Origin of the sequence: Bosea sp. 29B (assembly GCF_902506165.1) — a bacterium.
GTDB lineage: Bacteria > Pseudomonadota > Alphaproteobacteria > Rhizobiales > Beijerinckiaceae > Allobosea.
Genome location: NZ_LR733817.1, coordinates 3,556,924 through 3,573,034, shown reverse-complemented (window position 1 = coordinate 3,573,034; position 16,111 = coordinate 3,556,924). Strand labels below are relative to the sequence as shown.

General features: G+C 68.2%; 18 protein-coding genes. 9 read left to right on the top strand and 9 right to left on the bottom strand.

Annotated features, from left to right (window positions below; all coding sequences use genetic code 11):
• Positions 1 to 2: 2 nt before the first annotated feature.
• A complete protein-coding gene (locus tag GV161_RS17280) occupies positions 3 to 368 on the bottom strand; it encodes a DUF1127 domain-containing protein (protein WP_152016863.1) in 366 nt (121 codons plus the stop codon).
• A 169-nt stretch (positions 369 to 537) separates the two neighbouring features.
• On the opposite strand from GV161_RS17280, the gene GV161_RS17275 reads away from it, so the two are divergent.
• Positions 538 to 1,419, top strand: a complete 882-nt coding sequence (locus tag GV161_RS17275; protein WP_091832439.1) for a LysR substrate-binding domain-containing protein — start codon at positions 538 to 540, stop codon at positions 1,417 to 1,419.
• A 206-nt stretch (positions 1,420 to 1,625) separates the two neighbouring features.
• Here GV161_RS17275 and GV161_RS17270 read toward each other — a convergent pair whose 3' ends face one another.
• The 4 genes from GV161_RS17270 to GV161_RS17255 all read right to left on the bottom strand — a co-directional run bounded on the left by GV161_RS17270 (position 1,626) and on the right by GV161_RS17255 (position 5,585).
• On the bottom strand, positions 1,626 to 1,799 hold the full coding sequence (locus tag GV161_RS17270) for a Flp family type IVb pilin (protein WP_152016862.1): 174 nt from the start codon (positions 1,797 to 1,799) through the stop codon (positions 1,626 to 1,628).
• Between the two features lie 92 nt (positions 1,800 to 1,891).
• Complete coding sequence (locus GV161_RS17265) at positions 1,892 to 3,277, bottom strand: glutamate--cysteine ligase (protein WP_152016861.1); 1,386 nt, start codon at positions 3,275 to 3,277, stop codon at positions 1,892 to 1,894.
• Positions 3,278 to 3,492: 215 nt separating this feature from the next.
• Entirely contained in the window at positions 3,493 to 4,677 is a 1,185-nt protein-coding gene (locus GV161_RS17260; protein WP_152016860.1) for a carboxylate-amine ligase, read from the bottom strand.
• A gap of 167 nt (positions 4,678 to 4,844) precedes the next feature.
• Positions 4,845 to 5,585: a 16S rRNA (uracil(1498)-N(3))-methyltransferase gene (locus GV161_RS17255; RefSeq protein WP_152016859.1), complete on the bottom strand. Its 741-nt coding sequence runs from the start codon at positions 5,583 to 5,585 to the stop codon at positions 4,845 to 4,847.
• 175 nt (positions 5,586 to 5,760) lie between these two features.
• Between GV161_RS17255 and GV161_RS17250 the strand changes: the two genes are divergently transcribed.
• Both GV161_RS17250 and ubiA read left to right on the top strand, forming a co-directional pair.
• On the top strand, positions 5,761 to 6,231 hold the full coding sequence (locus GV161_RS17250; protein ID WP_152016858.1) for a hypothetical protein: 471 nt from the start codon (positions 5,761 to 5,763) through the stop codon (positions 6,229 to 6,231).
• Positions 6,232 to 6,247: 16 nt separating this feature from the next.
• Entirely contained in the window at positions 6,248 to 7,198 is a 951-nt protein-coding gene (gene ubiA, locus GV161_RS17245; RefSeq protein ID WP_152016857.1) for a 4-hydroxybenzoate octaprenyltransferase, read from the top strand.
• Between the two features lie 85 nt (positions 7,199 to 7,283).
• Here ubiA and GV161_RS17240 read toward each other — a convergent pair whose 3' ends face one another.
• On the bottom strand, positions 7,284 to 7,811 hold the full coding sequence (locus tag GV161_RS17240; RefSeq protein WP_152016856.1) for a DUF6101 family protein: 528 nt from the start codon (positions 7,809 to 7,811) through the stop codon (positions 7,284 to 7,286).
• 249 nt (positions 7,812 to 8,060) lie between these two features.
• On the opposite strand from GV161_RS17240, the gene GV161_RS17235 reads away from it, so the two are divergent.
• From GV161_RS17235 to lpxK, 5 genes are all read left to right on the top strand, one after another.
• The gene (locus tag GV161_RS17235; RefSeq protein ID WP_152016855.1) at positions 8,061 to 8,888 is read left to right on the top strand and encodes a 3'(2'),5'-bisphosphate nucleotidase CysQ; all 828 of its coding nucleotides are present in this window, start codon (positions 8,061 to 8,063) and stop codon (positions 8,886 to 8,888) included.
• 206 nt (positions 8,889 to 9,094) lie between these two features.
• Positions 9,095 to 9,337: a DUF4170 domain-containing protein gene (locus GV161_RS17230; RefSeq protein WP_152016854.1), complete on the top strand. Its 243-nt coding sequence runs from the start codon at positions 9,095 to 9,097 to the stop codon at positions 9,335 to 9,337.
• 26 nt (positions 9,338 to 9,363) lie between these two features.
• Positions 9,364 to 10,113 (top strand): lysophospholipid acyltransferase family protein, encoded by a 750-nt coding sequence (locus GV161_RS17225; protein ID WP_152016853.1) that lies wholly within the window; start codon positions 9,364 to 9,366, stop codon positions 10,111 to 10,113.
• A complete protein-coding gene (locus GV161_RS17220; protein ID WP_152016852.1) occupies positions 10,110 to 11,411 on the top strand; it encodes a 3-deoxy-D-manno-octulosonic acid transferase in 1,302 nt (433 codons plus the stop codon). The genes GV161_RS17225 and GV161_RS17220 overlap by 4 nt, the downstream gene beginning before the upstream one ends.
• Positions 11,411 to 12,445, top strand: coding sequence for a tetraacyldisaccharide 4'-kinase (lpxK, locus tag GV161_RS17215; protein ID WP_152016851.1), 1,035 nt, complete (start codon positions 11,411 to 11,413; stop codon positions 12,443 to 12,445). The genes GV161_RS17220 and lpxK overlap by 1 nt, the downstream gene beginning before the upstream one ends.
• Here lpxK and GV161_RS17210 read toward each other — a convergent pair.
• Positions 12,413 to 12,634 carry a DUF2093 domain-containing protein gene (locus tag GV161_RS17210; RefSeq protein WP_152016850.1) on the bottom strand — a complete coding sequence of 74 codons (222 nt, stop codon included), beginning with the start codon at positions 12,632 to 12,634 and terminating at the stop codon, positions 12,413 to 12,415. The genes lpxK and GV161_RS17210 overlap by 33 nt on opposite strands.
• A 119-nt stretch (positions 12,635 to 12,753) precedes the next feature.
• On the opposite strand from GV161_RS17210, the gene GV161_RS17205 reads away from it, so the two are divergent.
• On the top strand, positions 12,754 to 13,599 hold the full coding sequence (locus tag GV161_RS17205; RefSeq protein ID WP_152016849.1) for a dienelactone hydrolase family protein: 846 nt from the start codon (positions 12,754 to 12,756) through the stop codon (positions 13,597 to 13,599).
• Positions 13,600 to 13,628: 29 nt separating this feature from the next.
• On the opposite strand, the gene GV161_RS17200 is transcribed toward GV161_RS17205, so the two are convergent.
• Positions 13,629 to 14,357 carry an SGNH/GDSL hydrolase family protein gene (locus GV161_RS17200; RefSeq protein WP_159650283.1) on the bottom strand — a complete coding sequence of 243 codons (729 nt, stop codon included), beginning with the start codon at positions 14,355 to 14,357 and terminating at the stop codon, positions 13,629 to 13,631.
• Positions 14,358 to 14,513: 156 nt separating this feature from the next.
• Positions 14,514 to 16,037 (bottom strand): exodeoxyribonuclease VII large subunit, encoded by a 1,524-nt coding sequence (gene xseA / locus GV161_RS17195; RefSeq protein ID WP_152016847.1) that lies wholly within the window; start codon positions 16,035 to 16,037, stop codon positions 14,514 to 14,516.
• Positions 16,038 to 16,111 lie beyond the last annotated feature (74 nt).

Here is a 16,111-nt window from a genome sequence, read left to right as displayed (position 1 = left end):
GGTCAGGCGTTGCACGCGATCTTGATGTCCTTCGCACTCGGCCGCGTCGCGGCCTTGATCACCACGGGCCGTCGAACCCCGGCCTCTCGCCGGCTCACGGCAGCCGCCTGCTGCTGGTTCGAGCGATCCTGCAGCACGCTCGACGGATCGCTGAGCCAGGAGACCGCGAGCGCGCCGTCGATATCGGAGCGAACGAGGCCGATGTCCTTGAGCCCACGCTCGTCGAGCTCGCTGAGGCGCATCACCTCGCGGCGGTGCAGGAAAGCGCGCACCAGGTTTTTCGTGCCCGTGACCGAATGAGCGGCAGCACGCGCCGCGCCGCCGGAAACGGCAGACAAGGTCTTCGTGACGAAGGTCATGACCAGCATGACAGCCTCCTCGGGGTTGGACGTGGAAACTCGCCTCCCGTCAGAACCGGACTAATCGGCATCGGCGGGAGAATGCCCAAACCATAACTCCACGCTGGCCATCAGCCAAACGAATGGTTATGATACTAAACACAACCGATCTTGATGAACATCTGGGAGGAGGCCGGCCATGGCCCATGTGCTCGACGCCGATCAGCTCAAGACCTTCGTCGCCATCGCCGACACCGGTTCCTTCACCCGCGCCGCCGAGATCGTCTTCAAGACGCAATCGGCCGTTTCGATGCAGATGAAGCGGCTGGAGGAGCGGGTGGGCCGCCCGCTCTTCGGCCGCGATGGACGCCATGCCAAGCTGACCGAGGATGGCGAGCGCCTGCTCGACTATGCCCGCCGCATCGTCCGACTCAACCTCGAATGCGTCGCGAGCTTCACCGAGGCAGATCTGAAGGGCCGCATCCGGCTCGGCGTGCCCGACGACTATGCCGACCGCTATCTGCCGGAGATCCTGGCGCGCTTCGCCCGCTCCAATCCGCGCACCGAGGTCACGGTGGTCTGCGAGCCGACGCCGATGCTGGCGGAGCGGATCGGCGGCGGCGACATCGACCTTGCGATCATCACCCATGTCGAAGGCCGCGGCCAGGGCGAGATCATCCGGATCGAGCCGCTGCTCTGGGTGACCTCGGCCCGCCATTGCGTGCACGAGGAAGACCCGCTGCCGCTGGCGCTGGGCCGCCCGACCTGCAACTGGCGTCAGGCGGCGGTCGAGGCGCTGGAGAGCAAGGGAAGGCGCTTCCGCGTGCTTTATGCCAGCTGGAACTCGACAGCGGTTGGCGCCGCGGTGGTAGCGGGCCTGGCCGTCTCGGTGCTGCCGGAGAGCGCGGTCCGGCCGGGCATGCGCATCCTGGGCCCGGCAGAGGGCTTCTCCACCCTGCCCTCCTGCAAGATCGGCCTGCTGCGCACGCGGCACGACCCCTCGATCCTGTCCAACGCGCTCGCCGAGCACATCATCCAGAGCCTCGACAACCTGCAGAGCTTCAAGGTGGCGGCGGAGTAGGCGACAGCCTGAGACGAGGCTGGGCACTAGGCACGGGCGATTGAAAAACCGCTCCAGAACCCGTGACTGTCGCTGCAGTCTCTGGGAAAGCCCGCCTGGCCGCACGACCCTTCGGCGATGTGGTGAAATGCGATCAAAACTGAACGGAGAACCGCAGCACAGGCGTGCAAGATCGGCGCGCCACGACAGGCGCGCGCAGGAGTGTCCTACTGGAGGCCAGGCAGAATGCTGGCGTATTTCGCGTTCAGCAGCGGGCCGATCTGCCGGATCGTCGCGATCGCCGCGATCGAGACGAAGAACGCGATGAAGCCATATTCGAGCGCAGTCGCGCCGCGGCGGTCGCGCAGGAATTCAAGGGCCAGGGCGGAAAAGCGTTCCATACCCGCCAGATTAGCCCAAAACTCCGGACGATTGGTTAATCCGAAGCGCAAAACACGCGATCACCGGCGAATGTCCCGCTCGCCTTCAGCGCCTACAGCGCGAGCTCCGGGAAGACCGGCTCGACCTTGCCGCCCCAGGCCCCCTGCTCACGCACTGCCAGACGCTCGGCGAGCGTGCGCCCGCTCTGGGCGATGGCGATGACCGGCTCGAGATAGATCGCCTCGTCGCGGCCTTTGTCGTCGAGTCGAGCCCGGCGAGCGAGACCTGCACGCGACAGCTCGACCACCTCGCGGGCGAGCTCACGCAGCGAACGGTTCGCGATCTTGGTGTTGAGCCCGGCCTTCGGCACGGTGTCGCGCAGTTGCTGACGTTCTTCGGCGCTCCAGCCCTTGACCAAGTCCCAGGCGGCCGCGAGCGCAGCGTCGTCATAGAGCAGGCCGACCCAGAAGGCCGGCAGCGCGTTCAGCATCTCGACCGGGCCGGCATCGGCGCCGCGCATCTCGATATAGCGCTTCAGCCGCACCTCCGGGAACAGGGTGCCGAGGTGATTGACCCAGTCCGACATGGTGGCGCGCTCACCCGGCAATTGCGGGAGCTTGCCGGCGAGCAGGTCACGGAAGGAGGCGCCGGCAACGTCGTGATAGGTGTCGCCGCGCTTGACGAAGTACAGGGGGACGTCGAGCGCCCAGTCGACATAGGCTTCGTAGGACATGCCCTCGTCGAAGGCGAAGGGCAGCATGCCGGAGCGGGCATTGTCGGTGTCGCGCCAGATCTCGGAGCGCATCGACTGGAAGCCGTTGAGCTTGCCCTCGCTGAAGGGCGAGGCGGAAAAGAGCGCCGCGGCCAGCGGCTGCAAAGCGAGCGAGACCCGCAGCTTGCGCACCATGTCGGCCTCGCTGGCGAAGTCGAGATTCACCTGGACGGTACAGGTGCGGAACATCATGTCGAGGCCGCGCGTACCGACCTTCGGCATGTAGTTCTTCATGATCTGGTAGCGCCGCTTCGGCATCATCGGCGTCTGCTCGCGGGTCCAGAGCGGCGAGTGGCCAAGCGGCAGGAAACCGATGCCGTGCGGCTCGGCGACCGCCTTCACATCGGCGAGGTGCTGGTCGAGCTCGCTGGCGGTCTCATGCACATTTGCAAGCGGCGCGCCGGAGAGCTCGAACTGGCCGCCAGGCTCCAGCGAGATCGCGCCGCCGCCCTCGGGACCGGCCAGGCCGATGATGTGGCCGGCATCGAGGATCGGCTCCCAGCCGAGGCGTGCCTGCATGCCCTCCAGCAATTGCCGGATGCCGCCGCTGCGGCCGACAGCAGCGCCCTCATAGGGAACCGGGCTGAGATCGTCGCGATAGAACGGGAACTTCTCGTGCTCGGTGCCGAGCCTGAATTCGGAAGCCGGTTTTTCACCCTGCGCGATCCAGCCGACGAGTTCGGCCTTCGAGCTGATCGGAGTCGAATCGGATACGTCGCGGGCCATGGGCGCTCCGGCATGCGTGCACCGACGCGCCGCCTGCCGATCTGGCAGCCGGGCAACGCGCCGGATCTAAGTGCGGCACGGGCGGCGGGAGCTGGCGCTCCACCGCGCCATGCGCTGAGGAGCGCCAGCAATAGGCGAGCGGCGATCATCCGACAACGACTGCAAACGCGTGCAGGCGCTTGCCGACCTTGCATCAACGCATGATCACGAAGCCGTCAGGCGGCACCGCGCAGCAGATTTGCACCTTTCGGTGCGAACTGGTCGTCATCCGCGTCATCCGCACGCGTCTGCGCGGCGATCCAGTCGGTGACGGCGACGAGCCCGGCGTTCTGGCCGCCGGCACCGGCGCGGGCCTCCTCGAAGATCGCCAGCTGCATGTCGGCGCTGGTGCCGCCGGCGACGATGGTGCGGCAATGAGCGAGATCGAGACCGCAGCAGAGCGCAGCGGCATCCTCGTCGAGGAGATCGAGCACCTCATCCAGCACCTGCCCGACCGGCAGCATGGCGCGACGCTTCTCACAGACGAAGCCGCCATGAACGCCATAGCGCTGGGCGCGCCAGATGTTCTCGCCGGCAAGCGCGCGCGAGGCGGCGGTCAGGTCGGCGTTGAGCCCCGGCTTGCGGGCGAGATGGCGCACAAGGCAGCGATAGAGCGCGGTGATGGCGAGTGTGTCGTCGAGCCGTGTGCAGCTGTCCGCGACGCGCAATTCCAAGGTCGGATGCTGATGCGAAGGCCGGATCGCCCACCAGACAAAGCTGGAATCGCGCATCGCGCCGGCGGCGACCATGGTGTCGACATAAGCGCGGTAGTCGGCGGCGTCAGTGAAGAGCTCGGGCAGGCCGGTGCGGGGCAATTCAGCATAGGCGCAGAGCCGGTAGCCCATCAGCCCGGTGCGCCGCCCCTGCCAGAAGGGCGAGGAGGTCGAGAGTGCCAGCAGCAGCGGCAGAAAAGGCAGCATCCGGACCATGATCGAGATACGCTGGTCTTCGTCGGGCACCTCGACATGGACATGCAGGCCGCAGAGCTGGTTGCGGCTGCCGAGCATCTGCAGGTCGCGCATGATGCCGTCATAGCGCTTGGCCTCGGTGGCGCGCTGGCGAGCCCAAACAGCACTCGGGTGGGTGCCGCAGGCGAGCAGCAGCATATCGTGCTCGCGTGCGATCCCGGCGAGCCCCGAGCGCAGCCGGCGCAGCGAATGGCGGGCCTGGGTCATGCTCTCGCAGACCGGCGTCGCCACCTCGATCTGCGATTGCAGCATCTCGCGCTGCAACTCGTCGGGAAAGGCAGCCTGCGCCGCCTCGATGAAGCGCGGTGCGATCTTGCGCACGGCGCCGCGGCTTCCGGCATCGGACAGGAAATACTCTTCCTCGATGCCAAAGCGGTAGGCGCTGCTCACCATGATGTCTCTCCCCCGTGGCGGGCCGCCCCGGAGCGAAGCAGCGGCGCCAGACTGCCAGTCAATGAGTCGGAACTGCGACCAGCGGCGCAGTTTCCACGCCTAAACGCGGAAGCGGCCGTCGCGTTCCGAGCAGCGGGAGAGGAACCCACAGCACGCAAGTTGCGGAGTTATCCGGCGGACCAGTCGCCCAATGTCGCCTGCACGACGGCGAGCGCCGCCACCGCCGCAGTGTCCGCTCGCAGGATGCGCGGGCCAAGCGACAGGCGCAGCACCCGCTCGCGCTGGAGAATCAGAGCGCGCTCCGATTCGTCGAAGCCGCCTTCCGGGCCGATCAGCAGGGCGACCGGCCCATGCGGGGCCCTCTGCAAGGCGGCGATCGGGCTCTGCGGCTCCTGTGCCTCGTCGCAGAAGACCAGCAGCCGCTCCGGCTCGAGCGCCGCCAGCGCTGCCGCGAGCGGCTGCTCTGCTCTGATCTCCGGCAGAGCGAGGATGCCGCATTGCTCGGCCGCCTCGACCGCATTGGCGGCGAGTCGGTCGAGATTGAGCCGCGAGACCTGGGTGAAGCGGGTCAGCACCGGCTGAAGCACGCCCGCCCCCATCTCGACCGCCTTCTGGGCCATATAATCGAGCCGCGCATGCTTCAGCGGCGCGAAAAGGTAGACGAGACCGGGCGCGGGCGGCTGCGGGCGGGTTTGGTTCAGCGCCTCCAAGCTGGCCTGCTTGCGTCCTTCCGCCCGGATCGCGCAGAGCCATTCGCCGTCGCGGCCGTTGAAGGCGAGGATGGTGTCGCCGCTGCGCAACCGCAGCACGTTGAGCAGGTAATTGGCCTGGTCACGCGCGAGTTCCAGTACGGCGCCCGCCGCCAACGGCGCCTCGCTGTACAGCCGATGCTTGGTGAAATCCCGCATGCTCTTCGAATCCGATCCCGTCGTAATGGCGCGAAAGTCGCCACAATCCCACGCTATCAGCAAGCAATCTCGGTGAATTACGAGCCGGCGCTTGTTGGCGCATGGCTCTCACTGTTATGGAAAGGCCCGCGACGCCGGGACGGGCGTGGGTGATGGGACAAGAGCGGAGCGGATGATGCGGCGATACGCGACCCTGAAGCTGGCGGCGGCACTGGCCGGGCTGGCCCTGGCCGAGCCTGCATTGGCGCAAGCGCCTTCGGGCTGCGAGAATATCCAGAAGCTCATGCAGGAGCGCCAGTCTATCGTCGGGCAGCTCAACGCGAACGCGAAGGCCAAGCGCAAGATGACGCCCCAGCAGGCCTGCGGCATCCTGGGCCGGCTGGTCGGCAACGGCAACACCTTGATCAAGTTCGCTTCCGCCAACCAGGACTGGTGCCAGATTCCGGCGAGCTTCGTCGATGGCATGAAGGCCGACAATGAGAAGGCCGGCGCCATCCGCGGCCAGGCCTGCAATGCGGTGAAGCAGCAGGCGCAGATGCAGCGCCGCGCCCAGCAGCAGGCGCAGCAGCAACAGGGCGCCAACCCGTTCGGCGGTAGCGATTCCATCACCGGCGGCCCGATGCGCGTGCCGCAGGGCGCGCTCTGATACGGCCGGCGCCACGATGGCGCCCTCGCCTCCACTTGCCGACGCGCCGCTTCCCGACGCTCTAACCGGGCATTGGGTCGATACCAAAGCGCCGCGTCCCCTTCGGCCCTATCTCAAGCTCGCCCGGATCGAGCGCCCGATCGGTTGGCAGCTCCTGCTGCTGCCGTGCTGGTGGGCAGCCGGGCTCGCCGCGATCGCGGCCGAACTGCCTGTCCCGAACCTCTGGCACTGCCTGCTCTTCCTGATCGGCGCGATCGTGATGCGCGGTGCCGGATCGACCTTCAACGACATCGTCGACCGCAAGCTCGACGCGCAGGTGGCGCGCACCCGTGGCCGTCCCCTGCCCTCCGGCCAGGTCAGCCCGAAGCAAGCCGCCGCCTTCATGGTCGGGCTGTCCCTCGTTGGCCTCGTCATCCTGCTGCAATTCAACCGCTTCACGGTGATCGCCGGCATCGCCTCGCTGGCGATCGTTGCGATCTATCCGTTCATGAAGCGGATCACCAACATGCCGCAATTCGTGCTCGGCCTCGCCTTCTCCTGGGGCGGGCTCGTCGGCTGGAGCGCGGTGTTCGGGCGCCTGGATGCGCCGGCCTATCTGATCTATGCCGCGGCAGTGTTCTGGACGATCGGCTACGACACGATCTACGCGATGCAGGACATCGAGGACGACGTCATCGCCGGGATCAAGTCGAGCGCCCGCTATTTCGGCGCCTTCACCCAGCAGGCGGTCGGGCTCTGCTATGGCATGACGATCGCGCTCGCCGGCGTCGCCGCCTGGTTCTCGGGGGCGGGTCCGGTTGCCTTCATCGGGGTGGCGCTGTTCGCGCTGCACCTCGGTTGGCAGGTCCACAGCATCGCCGGCGCAGACGGGCCCACGGCGTTGAAGCTGTTCCGGTCGAACTGGCATGCCGGCCTGCTGCTCGCGGCCGGCTTCGCGCTCGATGCGCTGGTGAAGTTCGCGTTCTAGAGGCTGAACCACACCGTCGTTCCGGGGGCGATCCAAAGGATCGAGCCCGGAACGACGCGGTGTTTCTGCGCTAAGCCATCCTGCTCTAGGACAAGATCTCGCCGCGGATCACCACGGGGCGCTCCGGCAGGCGGCCGGTCTTGCGCCGCGTCAGGAAGCGCGGGCGGCGGCCAGCGAGCAGGGCATGCCGGCGGCGAATGCGGACCGCGCCGAGCGCGACCCGGCCGACCTGCGGATAGGGTTCGGTGATCACGCCGTCGCTGGTTTCGAGCAGCAACGGCAGGCCGCTCGTGCGGCCGGCATCGCGCCAGACAGCGATGGCATCGTCCTGATCGAGCACGGCGACCACGACCGAACGGCCATCGCCCGCGGTCAGAGCAAGCTGGAAACGGTCATCGTCGGCGATCGCGCCGCCAGCCAGGCGCAGCGCGATACCGCGCCAGCCGGCACCGCCGCGCAAGATGCGCACCGGCCCGACGCGCTCGATGCGTGGACCATTTTGCTGCTGCGGCGCTAGCGCCGGCTGCGAGGGCTGTCCGCTCTGATTATGTGCGCTGCTGGGGAAGGCGGGCGCGCAGCCAACCTCCCCAGCAGCCGGCGTGACGCTGGCCATCGGTTTTAACGCCTCTCTTCTAATCCCTGCTGCCCGGAACCCTCTGTCGATGCGGGGTTCTCGTGCTTTGCAGGGAGGAGAGTGGCCGGAAGGATTGTCCGAGCGCTTAAGCTGGAGGGTTAAACAAAGGTGACGGGGCGGTTTTCCGCCCTCTTCCGGCCGGTTTCCCGGTTGATGCTTGACGGAATCTTTCTCGCAATGGTGGCTTTTTCCTTGTTCAGCCGCCCCGCAAGGCCGTAACGAAGCCCGATGACATCGACACCTTTACCCATCGCCGGGGATTTGTTGCCCGCCGTCGAGGCCGCTTGCCGAGAGGCCGGCGGACTCGCGCTCAACCTGTTCCGCCCCGGCGCGAAGACCGCCGCCAAGACCTGGTCGAAGGCCGGCGGCTCGCCCGTGACCGAGGCCGATATCGGCGTCGACACCTTCCTGCATGTGCGCCTCGCGGCGCTGCTGCCGGAGGCCGCCTGGCTCTCGGAAGAGACGGCCGACGACACGATCCGCCTGTCACGCCGCTTCGTCTGGGTGGTCGACCCGATCGACGGCACCCGCGCCTATATGGCCGGCTCGCCCGATTGGGCGGTCTGCGTCGCCCTGCTCGACGAGGGGCGTCCCGTCCTCGGCGTAGTGCACGCGCCGGCGGGGCCGACGACCTATACGGCGATCAGCGGCGGTGGAGCGCACAGCAACGGCAAGTCGATCCGCGCGAGCGGGCTCACGACGCTCGCCGGTGCCCGCATCGCAGGCCCAAAACCGATGCTCGACGCGCTCGCCCGCCAGGAGGATTTCGTCGCCGCGGACAAGATTCCGTCGCTGGCACTGCGGCTGACCCGCATCGCCGACGGCACGATCGATGCCGGGCTGGTCTCACCGGATGCGCGCGACTGGGATCTCGCCGCCGCCGATCTCGTGCTGAAGGAGGCCGGCGGGCAGGTCACGACCTCCGATGGCGAGGCCCTCGGCTATAACCGCGAGATACCGGTCCACGGCATGCTGATGGCATCGGGAACCGGCCTCGCAGCACCACTCGCGCAGGCGCTGCGCCGGCTGCGCGAGAGCCAGCCGCAGCGGAGCTGAAGCGCGGCGCGACGCCGCTGCAGCAGCGCCAGGGCGAAAGCTGCCGGAAATAACCGCAATTTGTTGGCAATCGGCCCTCGCGCGCGCGCGGCTGATGGCTTATCTGATCGCACGGCAAAAGCGCAGGCGAGGCAGGTCGGAGCGAATCCGGCGCTGCTCCAGCTTGCTTTCGACACAGACCTCAGGACACCGGTCGGAGACGAACGATGAGCACGAGCCAGGACAACAAACAGCTGCTGCACCTCGTGATCGGCGGCGAGTTGAGCTCGCTCGACGGGGTCGAGTTCAAGGATCTATCCAAGCTCGACATCGTCGGCGTGTACCCGAACTACGCCGCCGCCCATGCGGCCTGGAAGTCCAAGGCGCAGCAGACCGTCGATCAGGCCCAGACCCGCTATTTCGTCGTCCACCTGCATCGCCTGCTCGATCCCTCGACGGTTCAGAATTGATCTGAAAGGCACCACAGTCCGGTTCGATGGGATTTTCGCTGCTCAAGACGAAGTTCGCGCAGGAGGCGCTCGGGCGCAGCCTCGCCTATTATCTGCGCCTGGTCAGGCGCACGAACCGCTTCGCCGTCGAGCCGGCCGACGTCTATGAACGCGTGCGCGGCGAGCTGCCACTGATCATCGCGATGTGGCACGGCCAGCATGTCATGATCCCGTTCGCCCGGCCGGAATGGATGCCGTCCTGCTCGCTGGTCTCGCGCCATGGCGATGGCGGCTTCAACGCCGTCGCGCTGCGCGAGCTCGGCATCGGTGCGATCCGCGGCTCGGGCGCCTCGGGCAAGAAGGTCCGCGAGAAGGGTGGCGCGCCGGCCTTCCTCGCCATGGTCCGCCGGCTCGCCGCCGGCGACACCATGGTGCTGACCGCCGACATTCCCAAGCGCGCCCGCATCTGCGGCCCCGGCATCGTTCAATTGGCACGCGCCTCCGGCCGGCCGATCCATCCGATCGCGGTGGTGACCAGCCGGCGCATCGACTTCAACAGCTGGGATCGCGCCTCGATCGGCCTGCCCTTCGGGCGCGGTGCCATCGTCGTCGGCGATCCGGTCTGGGTTGCGCGTGAGGCGGATGAGGCGACCTGCGAGGCGGCGCGGCTCGCCGTCCAGGCCGGGCTCGACGCCGTGCATGAGCGCGCCTATGCGCTGATCGGCGCGCGCGATCCCGGCGCCGACTTGCGTGAAATCCAGGCTGCCAAGGCAACGGCCAAGGCCAACGCCGCATGATCGGCCGCAGCTTCATCATCCAGGCCTACCGGACGCTCACTGCCCTGCTCGAGCCGGTGGCCGCCGGCTTGCTGCTCTGGCGACGCCGGCGCGGCAAGGAGGACCCGGCACGCCTCTCCGAGCGGCGGGGCCATCCGAGCGTCGAGCGGCCGACGAAGACGCTGGTCTGGCTGCACGGCGCCAGCGTCGGCGAAACGGTGACGTTGCTGCCCCTGATCGAGCGGCTGCAGCGGCGCGGGCTCGCCGTGCTGGTGACCTCGGGCACCGTGACCTCGGCGCGGCTCCTGGCGCAGCGCCTGCCGGCTGGGGCGATCCATCAGTTCCTGCCGCTCGACGTGCCGCGCTATATGCGCCGCTTCCTCGACCATTGGCGCCCCGATCTCGGCCTGATCTGCGAATCCGAGATCTGGCCGAACCTGATGATCGAGGCCGGCAAGCGCGGCGTGCCGCTCGTCCTGGTCAATGCGCGCATGTCGGAGCGCTCCTTCCGGCGCTGGTACAAGTTCCCGCAGACCTCGCGCTATCTGCTCTCCGGCTTCGACCGCTGCCTGGCGCAGTCGCAAGAGGACGGGCAGCGCCTCGCCCAGCTCGGCGCGCCACGCGTCAGCATCGCCGGCAACCTGAAATTCGACGTCCCCGCCCCGCCGGCCGATCCCAATACGCTTGCCTTACTTGATGGCCTCGCCGCCGGCCGGCCGGTCTGGGTCGCCGCCTCGACCCACCCGGGCGAGGAGGAGGACGTGCTCGCCGCCCATCTCGGCGTCAGGACGCATCTGCCGAAGCTCCTCACCATCGTCGTGCCGCGCCATCCCGATCGCGGCGGCGAGGTCGAGGCCCTGGCGCAGGCCAACGACGTCGCCAGCGCCCGGCGCTCGCTCGGCCACCTGCCTGAGCGCGACATCGACTTCTACATCGCCGACACTCTCGGCGATCTCGGCCTGTTCTACCGGCTGGCGCCGGTCGCCTTCATCGGCGGCTCGCTCGCCCCCATCGGCGGCCACAACCCGATCGAGCCGGCCAAGCTCGGCTGCGCCCTGCTGCATGGTCCGCTCGTGCATAAATCCGCCGACCTCTTCGCCGCCTTCGATGCCGGCGGTGGCGCAATAGAGGTCGCCGACCGGCAGGAACTGGCCCAGGCCGTGCACCGCTGGCTCAGCGACCCCGCCGCAGCGCGCCAGGCCGCCCGGGCCGCAGCCCGCACCAGCACCGAGCTCAGCGGCGCGCTGGAGCGGACCGTCCAGGCGATCGAGCCGCTGCTGCTGCGCGCCACCATCGGCCAGCGCGAGAGCGTGGACTGATGCGCGCCCCGGGCTTCTGGTGGCGCGCGCCGCCATCCGCCCTCGCCCGGCTGCTGCAACCGCTCGGGGTGCTCTATGGCGCGATCACGCTGAAGCGCATGCGCCGTCCGGGTGCCGAAGCCGGCATACCGGTGATCTGCGTCGGCAACTTTGTCGCCGGGGGCGCTGGCAAGACGCCGACCACGCTGGCGCTGGCATCCCGGCTCGCCGCGATGGGCGAGACGCCATTCGCCCTGACGCGCGGCTATGGCGGGCGGCTCTCCGGCCCGGTGCAAGTCAAGCCGGACCGGCACGGTGCAGTCGATATCGGCGACGAACCGCTGCTGCTGGCGGCGCGGCTGCCGACGATCGTCGCGCGCGAACGGCCAGCTGGCGCTGCGCTGGCGCGCGAGGCCGGCGCCAGCCTCGTCCTGATGGATGACGGGCTGCAGAATCCGTCGCTGCACAAGGACCTGCGACTGGCGGTCATCGATGGCGCCGTCGGCGTCGGCAACAGACTTTGCCTGCCGGCCGGGCCGCTGCGCGCACCGCTCGCCGGGCAACTCGGGCAGGCCGATGCCCTCGTCGTCATCGGCGAAGGAGCGGCCGGCGACCATGTCGCCGCGCAGGCGCTCACCGTCGGCAAGCGCGTCCTGCGGGCGAAGCTCGTGCCGCCGATCGACATTCAGGCGGAGCTCGCCGGCCTGTCGGTGCTGGCGGTCTCGGGCATCGGCCGGCCCGAGAAATTCGCGGCAACACTGCGCACCGCTGGTGCACGGCTCGCTGGCGAGCGTGCTTATGGCGACCACCATGCCTATTCGGATGCTGACGTCGCGGCGCTGATCGCCGATGCGAAGACGAAGGCCTGCCGCATCGCCGTCACCGAGAAGGACATGGTCAAGCTCGCGCCGCTCTGGCCGGCGGCCGAGCGCTCGCTCCTTCTGTGCGTGCCGGTCACGCTCGTCTTCGAGGATGACGCAGCGCTCAACGCGCTGCTGCGCAATGCCCTCGCAAAGGCCCGCTCAGGTGCGGCCGGCTCGGCGTACGCGCAATAGCACCGCCTCGGGTGAGGCATAGGCCTCCTGCCAGTCGACCGACCAGTAGCGCAGATCCTCGAGCCGGATCGCGGCGCCGGTGACGGCGCAGCGGACGAAGGCGCCGGGGCGCACGACCCGAAACTCGCCATGGCCGTAATCGACCAGCGCTTCCGATCCTGAGGGGGGCAGACGTTCGTTGATGTTCATCACGGGGTCGGGCGATCGAGCGACAGCAGGTTAACGTACAGGTTGCAGCTTGACGCAACCATTTCTGAAACCACGCATTGTTCCAGCATGGTCTTTCTGTGATAGCGTCAGTTGCGATGATGTCCAGCCTGACCCGCGCCACCTTGCTGGCGATTGGTCTTGTTTCCCTGCTCGCGGCGCCCGCGATGGCGGGCGGCTATGAACGCGTCCGCATCCCGCATGACGACTATCAGCTCGATGGGGTGATGTTCCGCCCGACGGGCCCGGGGCCGTTTCCCGCTGTCGTCGCGCTGCATGGCTGTGGCGGCCTCTGGCGCGAGCCCGAGAAGCTCTCGATGCGACACAGCGACTGGGGCGAGCGCCTGGCCGAGACCGGACTGATCGTGCTGATGCCGGACAGCTACGGCTCGCGCGGGCTCGGTTCGCAATGCGGTGTCAAGGACGTCACCATCCGCGCCAGCCGCGAACGCGTCGGCGATGCGATGGCGGCGCGGCGCTGGCTGCAGGACCGCCCCGATGTCCGCCGCGATGCGATCGCGCTGCTCGGCTGGTCGGGAGGCGGCTCCAGCGTCCTCGCCGCGATCCGCAAAGACCGTCGGCCGGCCGACCGCCAGCCGGACTTCGCTCGCGCCGTCGCCTTCTATCCCGGCTGCCGGCTGCAATCGGAGTCGGGCAGCTTCGAGGCGAGGCTGCCGACCCTAATCCTGATGGGCGATGCCGACGACTGGACGCCGCCCGCCCCTTGCGACTTCCTCGCCAAGGCCGCCCGCGCCCGCGGCGAGCCGGTTGAGCTCGTGCTCTATCCCGGCGCGGTGCATGATTTCGACCATCCGCGCCTCGACCGGCGCGAGAAGGAAGGCGTCGCCTATTCGGCCTCCGGGACCGGCAAGGTCACGATCGGCACCGACCCAGCCGCACGCGCGGACGCGATCAAGCGGGTCAAGGCCTTCCTGATGGGCAGGTGAAGCTGCGGCGAGCCGCGGCCTGTCAAACTTCAGCGTGCCGAGGCCGTGAGCGTCGCAGCCGGCCTGTCACCTAGGAGTGAGCGGGCGATGTCCTGGGCCAGGCAGCCATAACCGGCATCGCTCATATGAAACCGGTCTCCGGCGAGCGCGGCCATGAAGCCGTCCGCATCGCGCTGATACCAGCTCAGCATCGCCTGATAGCGCGACAGCACCGGGACTGCCTGCGCCCTGGCGACCTCGGCGATGGCGTCGACATAGGCACGATAACGCGCCGTTTCCTTGATGCCGGGATAGAACTGCGGATCGAGGATGACGAGCCGGGTGCGGGCCTGCTTGGCGGCGGCGATGCCGTCTGCGACGAGTTGGCGGAAGGTGCCGAGATCGCCGCCGGTCACGGCGTCGTTGGTGCCGACCTGCCAGATCACCAAATCGTAGCGGCCTTCCGACAACGCGGCCTTGAGGCGCGACAAGGTCTGCGGCGCCGTCTCGCCGCCGATGCCAGCATTGACCATCTCGATGGAGCGGCCTGACAGGCCTTCGCGCAACAACGCGCCGAGCCGGGCCGGGTAGGTCTTGTCCTTGCCGCTGGCGCCGATGCCTTCGGTCGAGGACGAGCCAATGGCGAGAATGCGCAAGGGGGTGCTGCCCCTGCTCCAGGAGGAAGCGAGATCGGCGGCATCGCGCGTCAGCGTCGACGGCCTGCAGACGAATTCGGTCGCATTCGCCTGCTGCACTTGCAGGCCCAGAGGCGCAAGCATGGCAAAGGCACAAGCAAGGCGTATCCGGAAACCGGCGAGCATCAAGGAACATTCCCCCAACCGCTATCAGGCAGCGATTAGCCAGCTCTAGCTGAACGCTATCTGAACGGGACGCTATTCATCCAAATTGGTGGTGAATGACCGGTTTTCGGAATGTCAGAACAGATCGCCCTGCCCGCTCCCGCCGACCGCCTTGCGGGTCGGCTGCCGCGGCGCCTGCGGCGGAACAGCCCCGCCCGGCACGATCGCAGCGAAGCTGCCATCGGCGAGCGTGACCTGGAGGGCCAATCCCGGCCGAGCGGCCGCAGCACTGCGCAGCAGATTGCCGCCCTCGTCGCGCACAAGCGCATAGCCGCGCGCCAGCACAGCCTGCGGCCCTAACGACGCAGCGAGCGCCCAGACGCTGTCGAGCCGGTCGCGGCGGCGCTGAATCTGGCGGGCGAAGGCTGGCAGCGCCCGTGTATGGACGGAATGAAGATTATCTCGGGCTCTGGCGATCCTGTTGCGCTCGACCAGAAAGATCTTGTCGCGAGCAGCCGCGAGGAGCTTAGCAAGACCATCCAGCTTCGCAGCATGCGTCTTGAGCTTTGCCGCTGGCGACTGCGTGTGGAGGCGGCGGTCGAGCTGGGCGAGACGCTGCTCGTACGCACGAGCATTGCGCGCCAGCGCCGGACCGAGCTTGGCAGCGGCGAGGTCGAGCCGCTGACGCGGTGCGGCCAGCAGATTCTCGGGCGTCGGCAGGGCGCGGGCGAGCGCGCGCAGATCGTTGCGGCGACGCTCGGACAGGCGCAGCGTCGCTCCGGAGAGCCGCCGGGAAAGATCCGTCACCTGCCCCAGCAATTCGACCCGCACCGGCACGACCTTCTCAGCCGCGCCGGTCGGCGTCGGCGCCCGCAGATCGGCGGCGTGATCGATCAGGGTCACATCGGTCTCGTGGCCGACCGCCGAGACCAGCGGGATCAGCGAGGCCGCGGCGGCGCGGACCACCACCTCCTCGTTGAAGCCCATCAGGTCTTCGAGCGAGCCGCCACCGCGCGCGACGATGATCACATCCGGACGCGGAATGCGCCCGCCTTCGGGCAGCGCGTTGAAGCCCGCGATCGCGTTGGCGACCTCGGCCGCGCTGCTCTCGCCCTGGACACGCACCGGCCAGACCAGGACCTGACGAGGGAAGCGCTCCTCCAGCCGGTGCAGGATGTCACGGATGACGGCGCCGGTCGGCGAGGTGATGACGCCGACCACGCGCGGCAGGAACGGGATGAGCTGCTTGCGACCGGCATCGAAGAGGCCCTCGGCCGCGAGCTTCTTGCGGCGTTCCTCCAGCAGCGCCATCAGCGCGCCGATGCCGGCCGGCTCCAGCGAATCGATAATGATCTGGTAGCTCGACTTGCCGGCGAAGGTGGTGATCTTGCCGGTGGCGATGACCTCGAGCCCTTCCTGGGGCTTGGTCTTCAGCCGGCCGAAGACGCCCTTCCAGATCACCGCGTCGATCTTGGCGTTGGCGTCCTTCAGCGAGAAATAGACGTGGCCGGAGCCGACCGGGCCGCGATAGCCGGAGATTTCACCGCGTACGCGCACGAAACCGAAGGCATCCTCCAACGTGCGCTTGAGCGCGCCGGAGAGGTCGGAGACTGACCATTCGGGAGCATTGCCGGGGGCTTGAGGCGATTCGTTGTCCATGGCGCGAACTTAGCGGCACGAGGACGCCAGCAGAAGCGTTGCTCCGTCAGCCCGCGGCAGCTATTGCGCCTTTG

Bases quoted from the DNA above. Each gene is read 5' to 3' on its own strand.
- GV161_RS17280 (WP_152016863.1), bottom strand. From the start codon at position 368: ATGCTGGTCATGACCTTCGTCACGAAGACCTTGTCTGCCGTTTCCGGC.
- GV161_RS17275 (WP_091832439.1), top strand. From the start codon at position 538: ATGGCCCATGTGCTCGACGCCGATCAGCTCAAGACCTTCGTCGCCATC.
- GV161_RS17270 (WP_152016862.1), bottom strand. From the start codon at position 1,799: ATGGAACGCTTTTCCGCCCTGGCCCTTGAATTCCTGCGCGACCGCCGC.
- GV161_RS17265 (WP_152016861.1), bottom strand. From the start codon at position 3,277: ATGGCCCGCGACGTATCCGATTCGACTCCGATCAGCTCGAAGGCCGAA.
- GV161_RS17260 (WP_152016860.1), bottom strand. From the start codon at position 4,677: ATGGTGAGCAGCGCCTACCGCTTTGGCATCGAGGAAGAGTATTTCCTG.
- GV161_RS17255 (WP_152016859.1), bottom strand. From the start codon at position 5,585: ATGCGGGATTTCACCAAGCATCGGCTGTACAGCGAGGCGCCGTTGGCG.
- GV161_RS17250 (WP_152016858.1), top strand. From the start codon at position 5,761: ATGCGGCGATACGCGACCCTGAAGCTGGCGGCGGCACTGGCCGGGCTG.
- ubiA (WP_152016857.1), top strand. From the start codon at position 6,248: ATGGCGCCCTCGCCTCCACTTGCCGACGCGCCGCTTCCCGACGCTCTA.
- GV161_RS17240 (WP_152016856.1), bottom strand. From the start codon at position 7,811: ATGGCCAGCGTCACGCCGGCTGCTGGGGAGGTTGGCTGCGCGCCCGCC.
- GV161_RS17235 (WP_152016855.1), top strand. From the start codon at position 8,061: ATGACATCGACACCTTTACCCATCGCCGGGGATTTGTTGCCCGCCGTC.
- GV161_RS17230 (WP_152016854.1), top strand. From the start codon at position 9,095: ATGAGCACGAGCCAGGACAACAAACAGCTGCTGCACCTCGTGATCGGC.
- GV161_RS17225 (WP_152016853.1), top strand. From the start codon at position 9,364: ATGGGATTTTCGCTGCTCAAGACGAAGTTCGCGCAGGAGGCGCTCGGG.
- GV161_RS17220 (WP_152016852.1), top strand. From the start codon at position 10,110: ATGATCGGCCGCAGCTTCATCATCCAGGCCTACCGGACGCTCACTGCC.
- lpxK (WP_152016851.1), top strand. From the start codon at position 11,411: ATGCGCGCCCCGGGCTTCTGGTGGCGCGCGCCGCCATCCGCCCTCGCC.
- GV161_RS17210 (WP_152016850.1), bottom strand. From the start codon at position 12,634: ATGAACATCAACGAACGTCTGCCCCCCTCAGGATCGGAAGCGCTGGTC.
- GV161_RS17205 (WP_152016849.1), top strand. From the start codon at position 12,754: ATGTCCAGCCTGACCCGCGCCACCTTGCTGGCGATTGGTCTTGTTTCC.
- GV161_RS17200 (WP_159650283.1), bottom strand. From the start codon at position 14,357: ATGCTTGCGCCTCTGGGCCTGCAAGTGCAGCAGGCGAATGCGACCGAA.
- xseA (WP_152016847.1), bottom strand. From the start codon at position 16,037: ATGGACAACGAATCGCCTCAAGCCCCCGGCAATGCTCCCGAATGGTCA.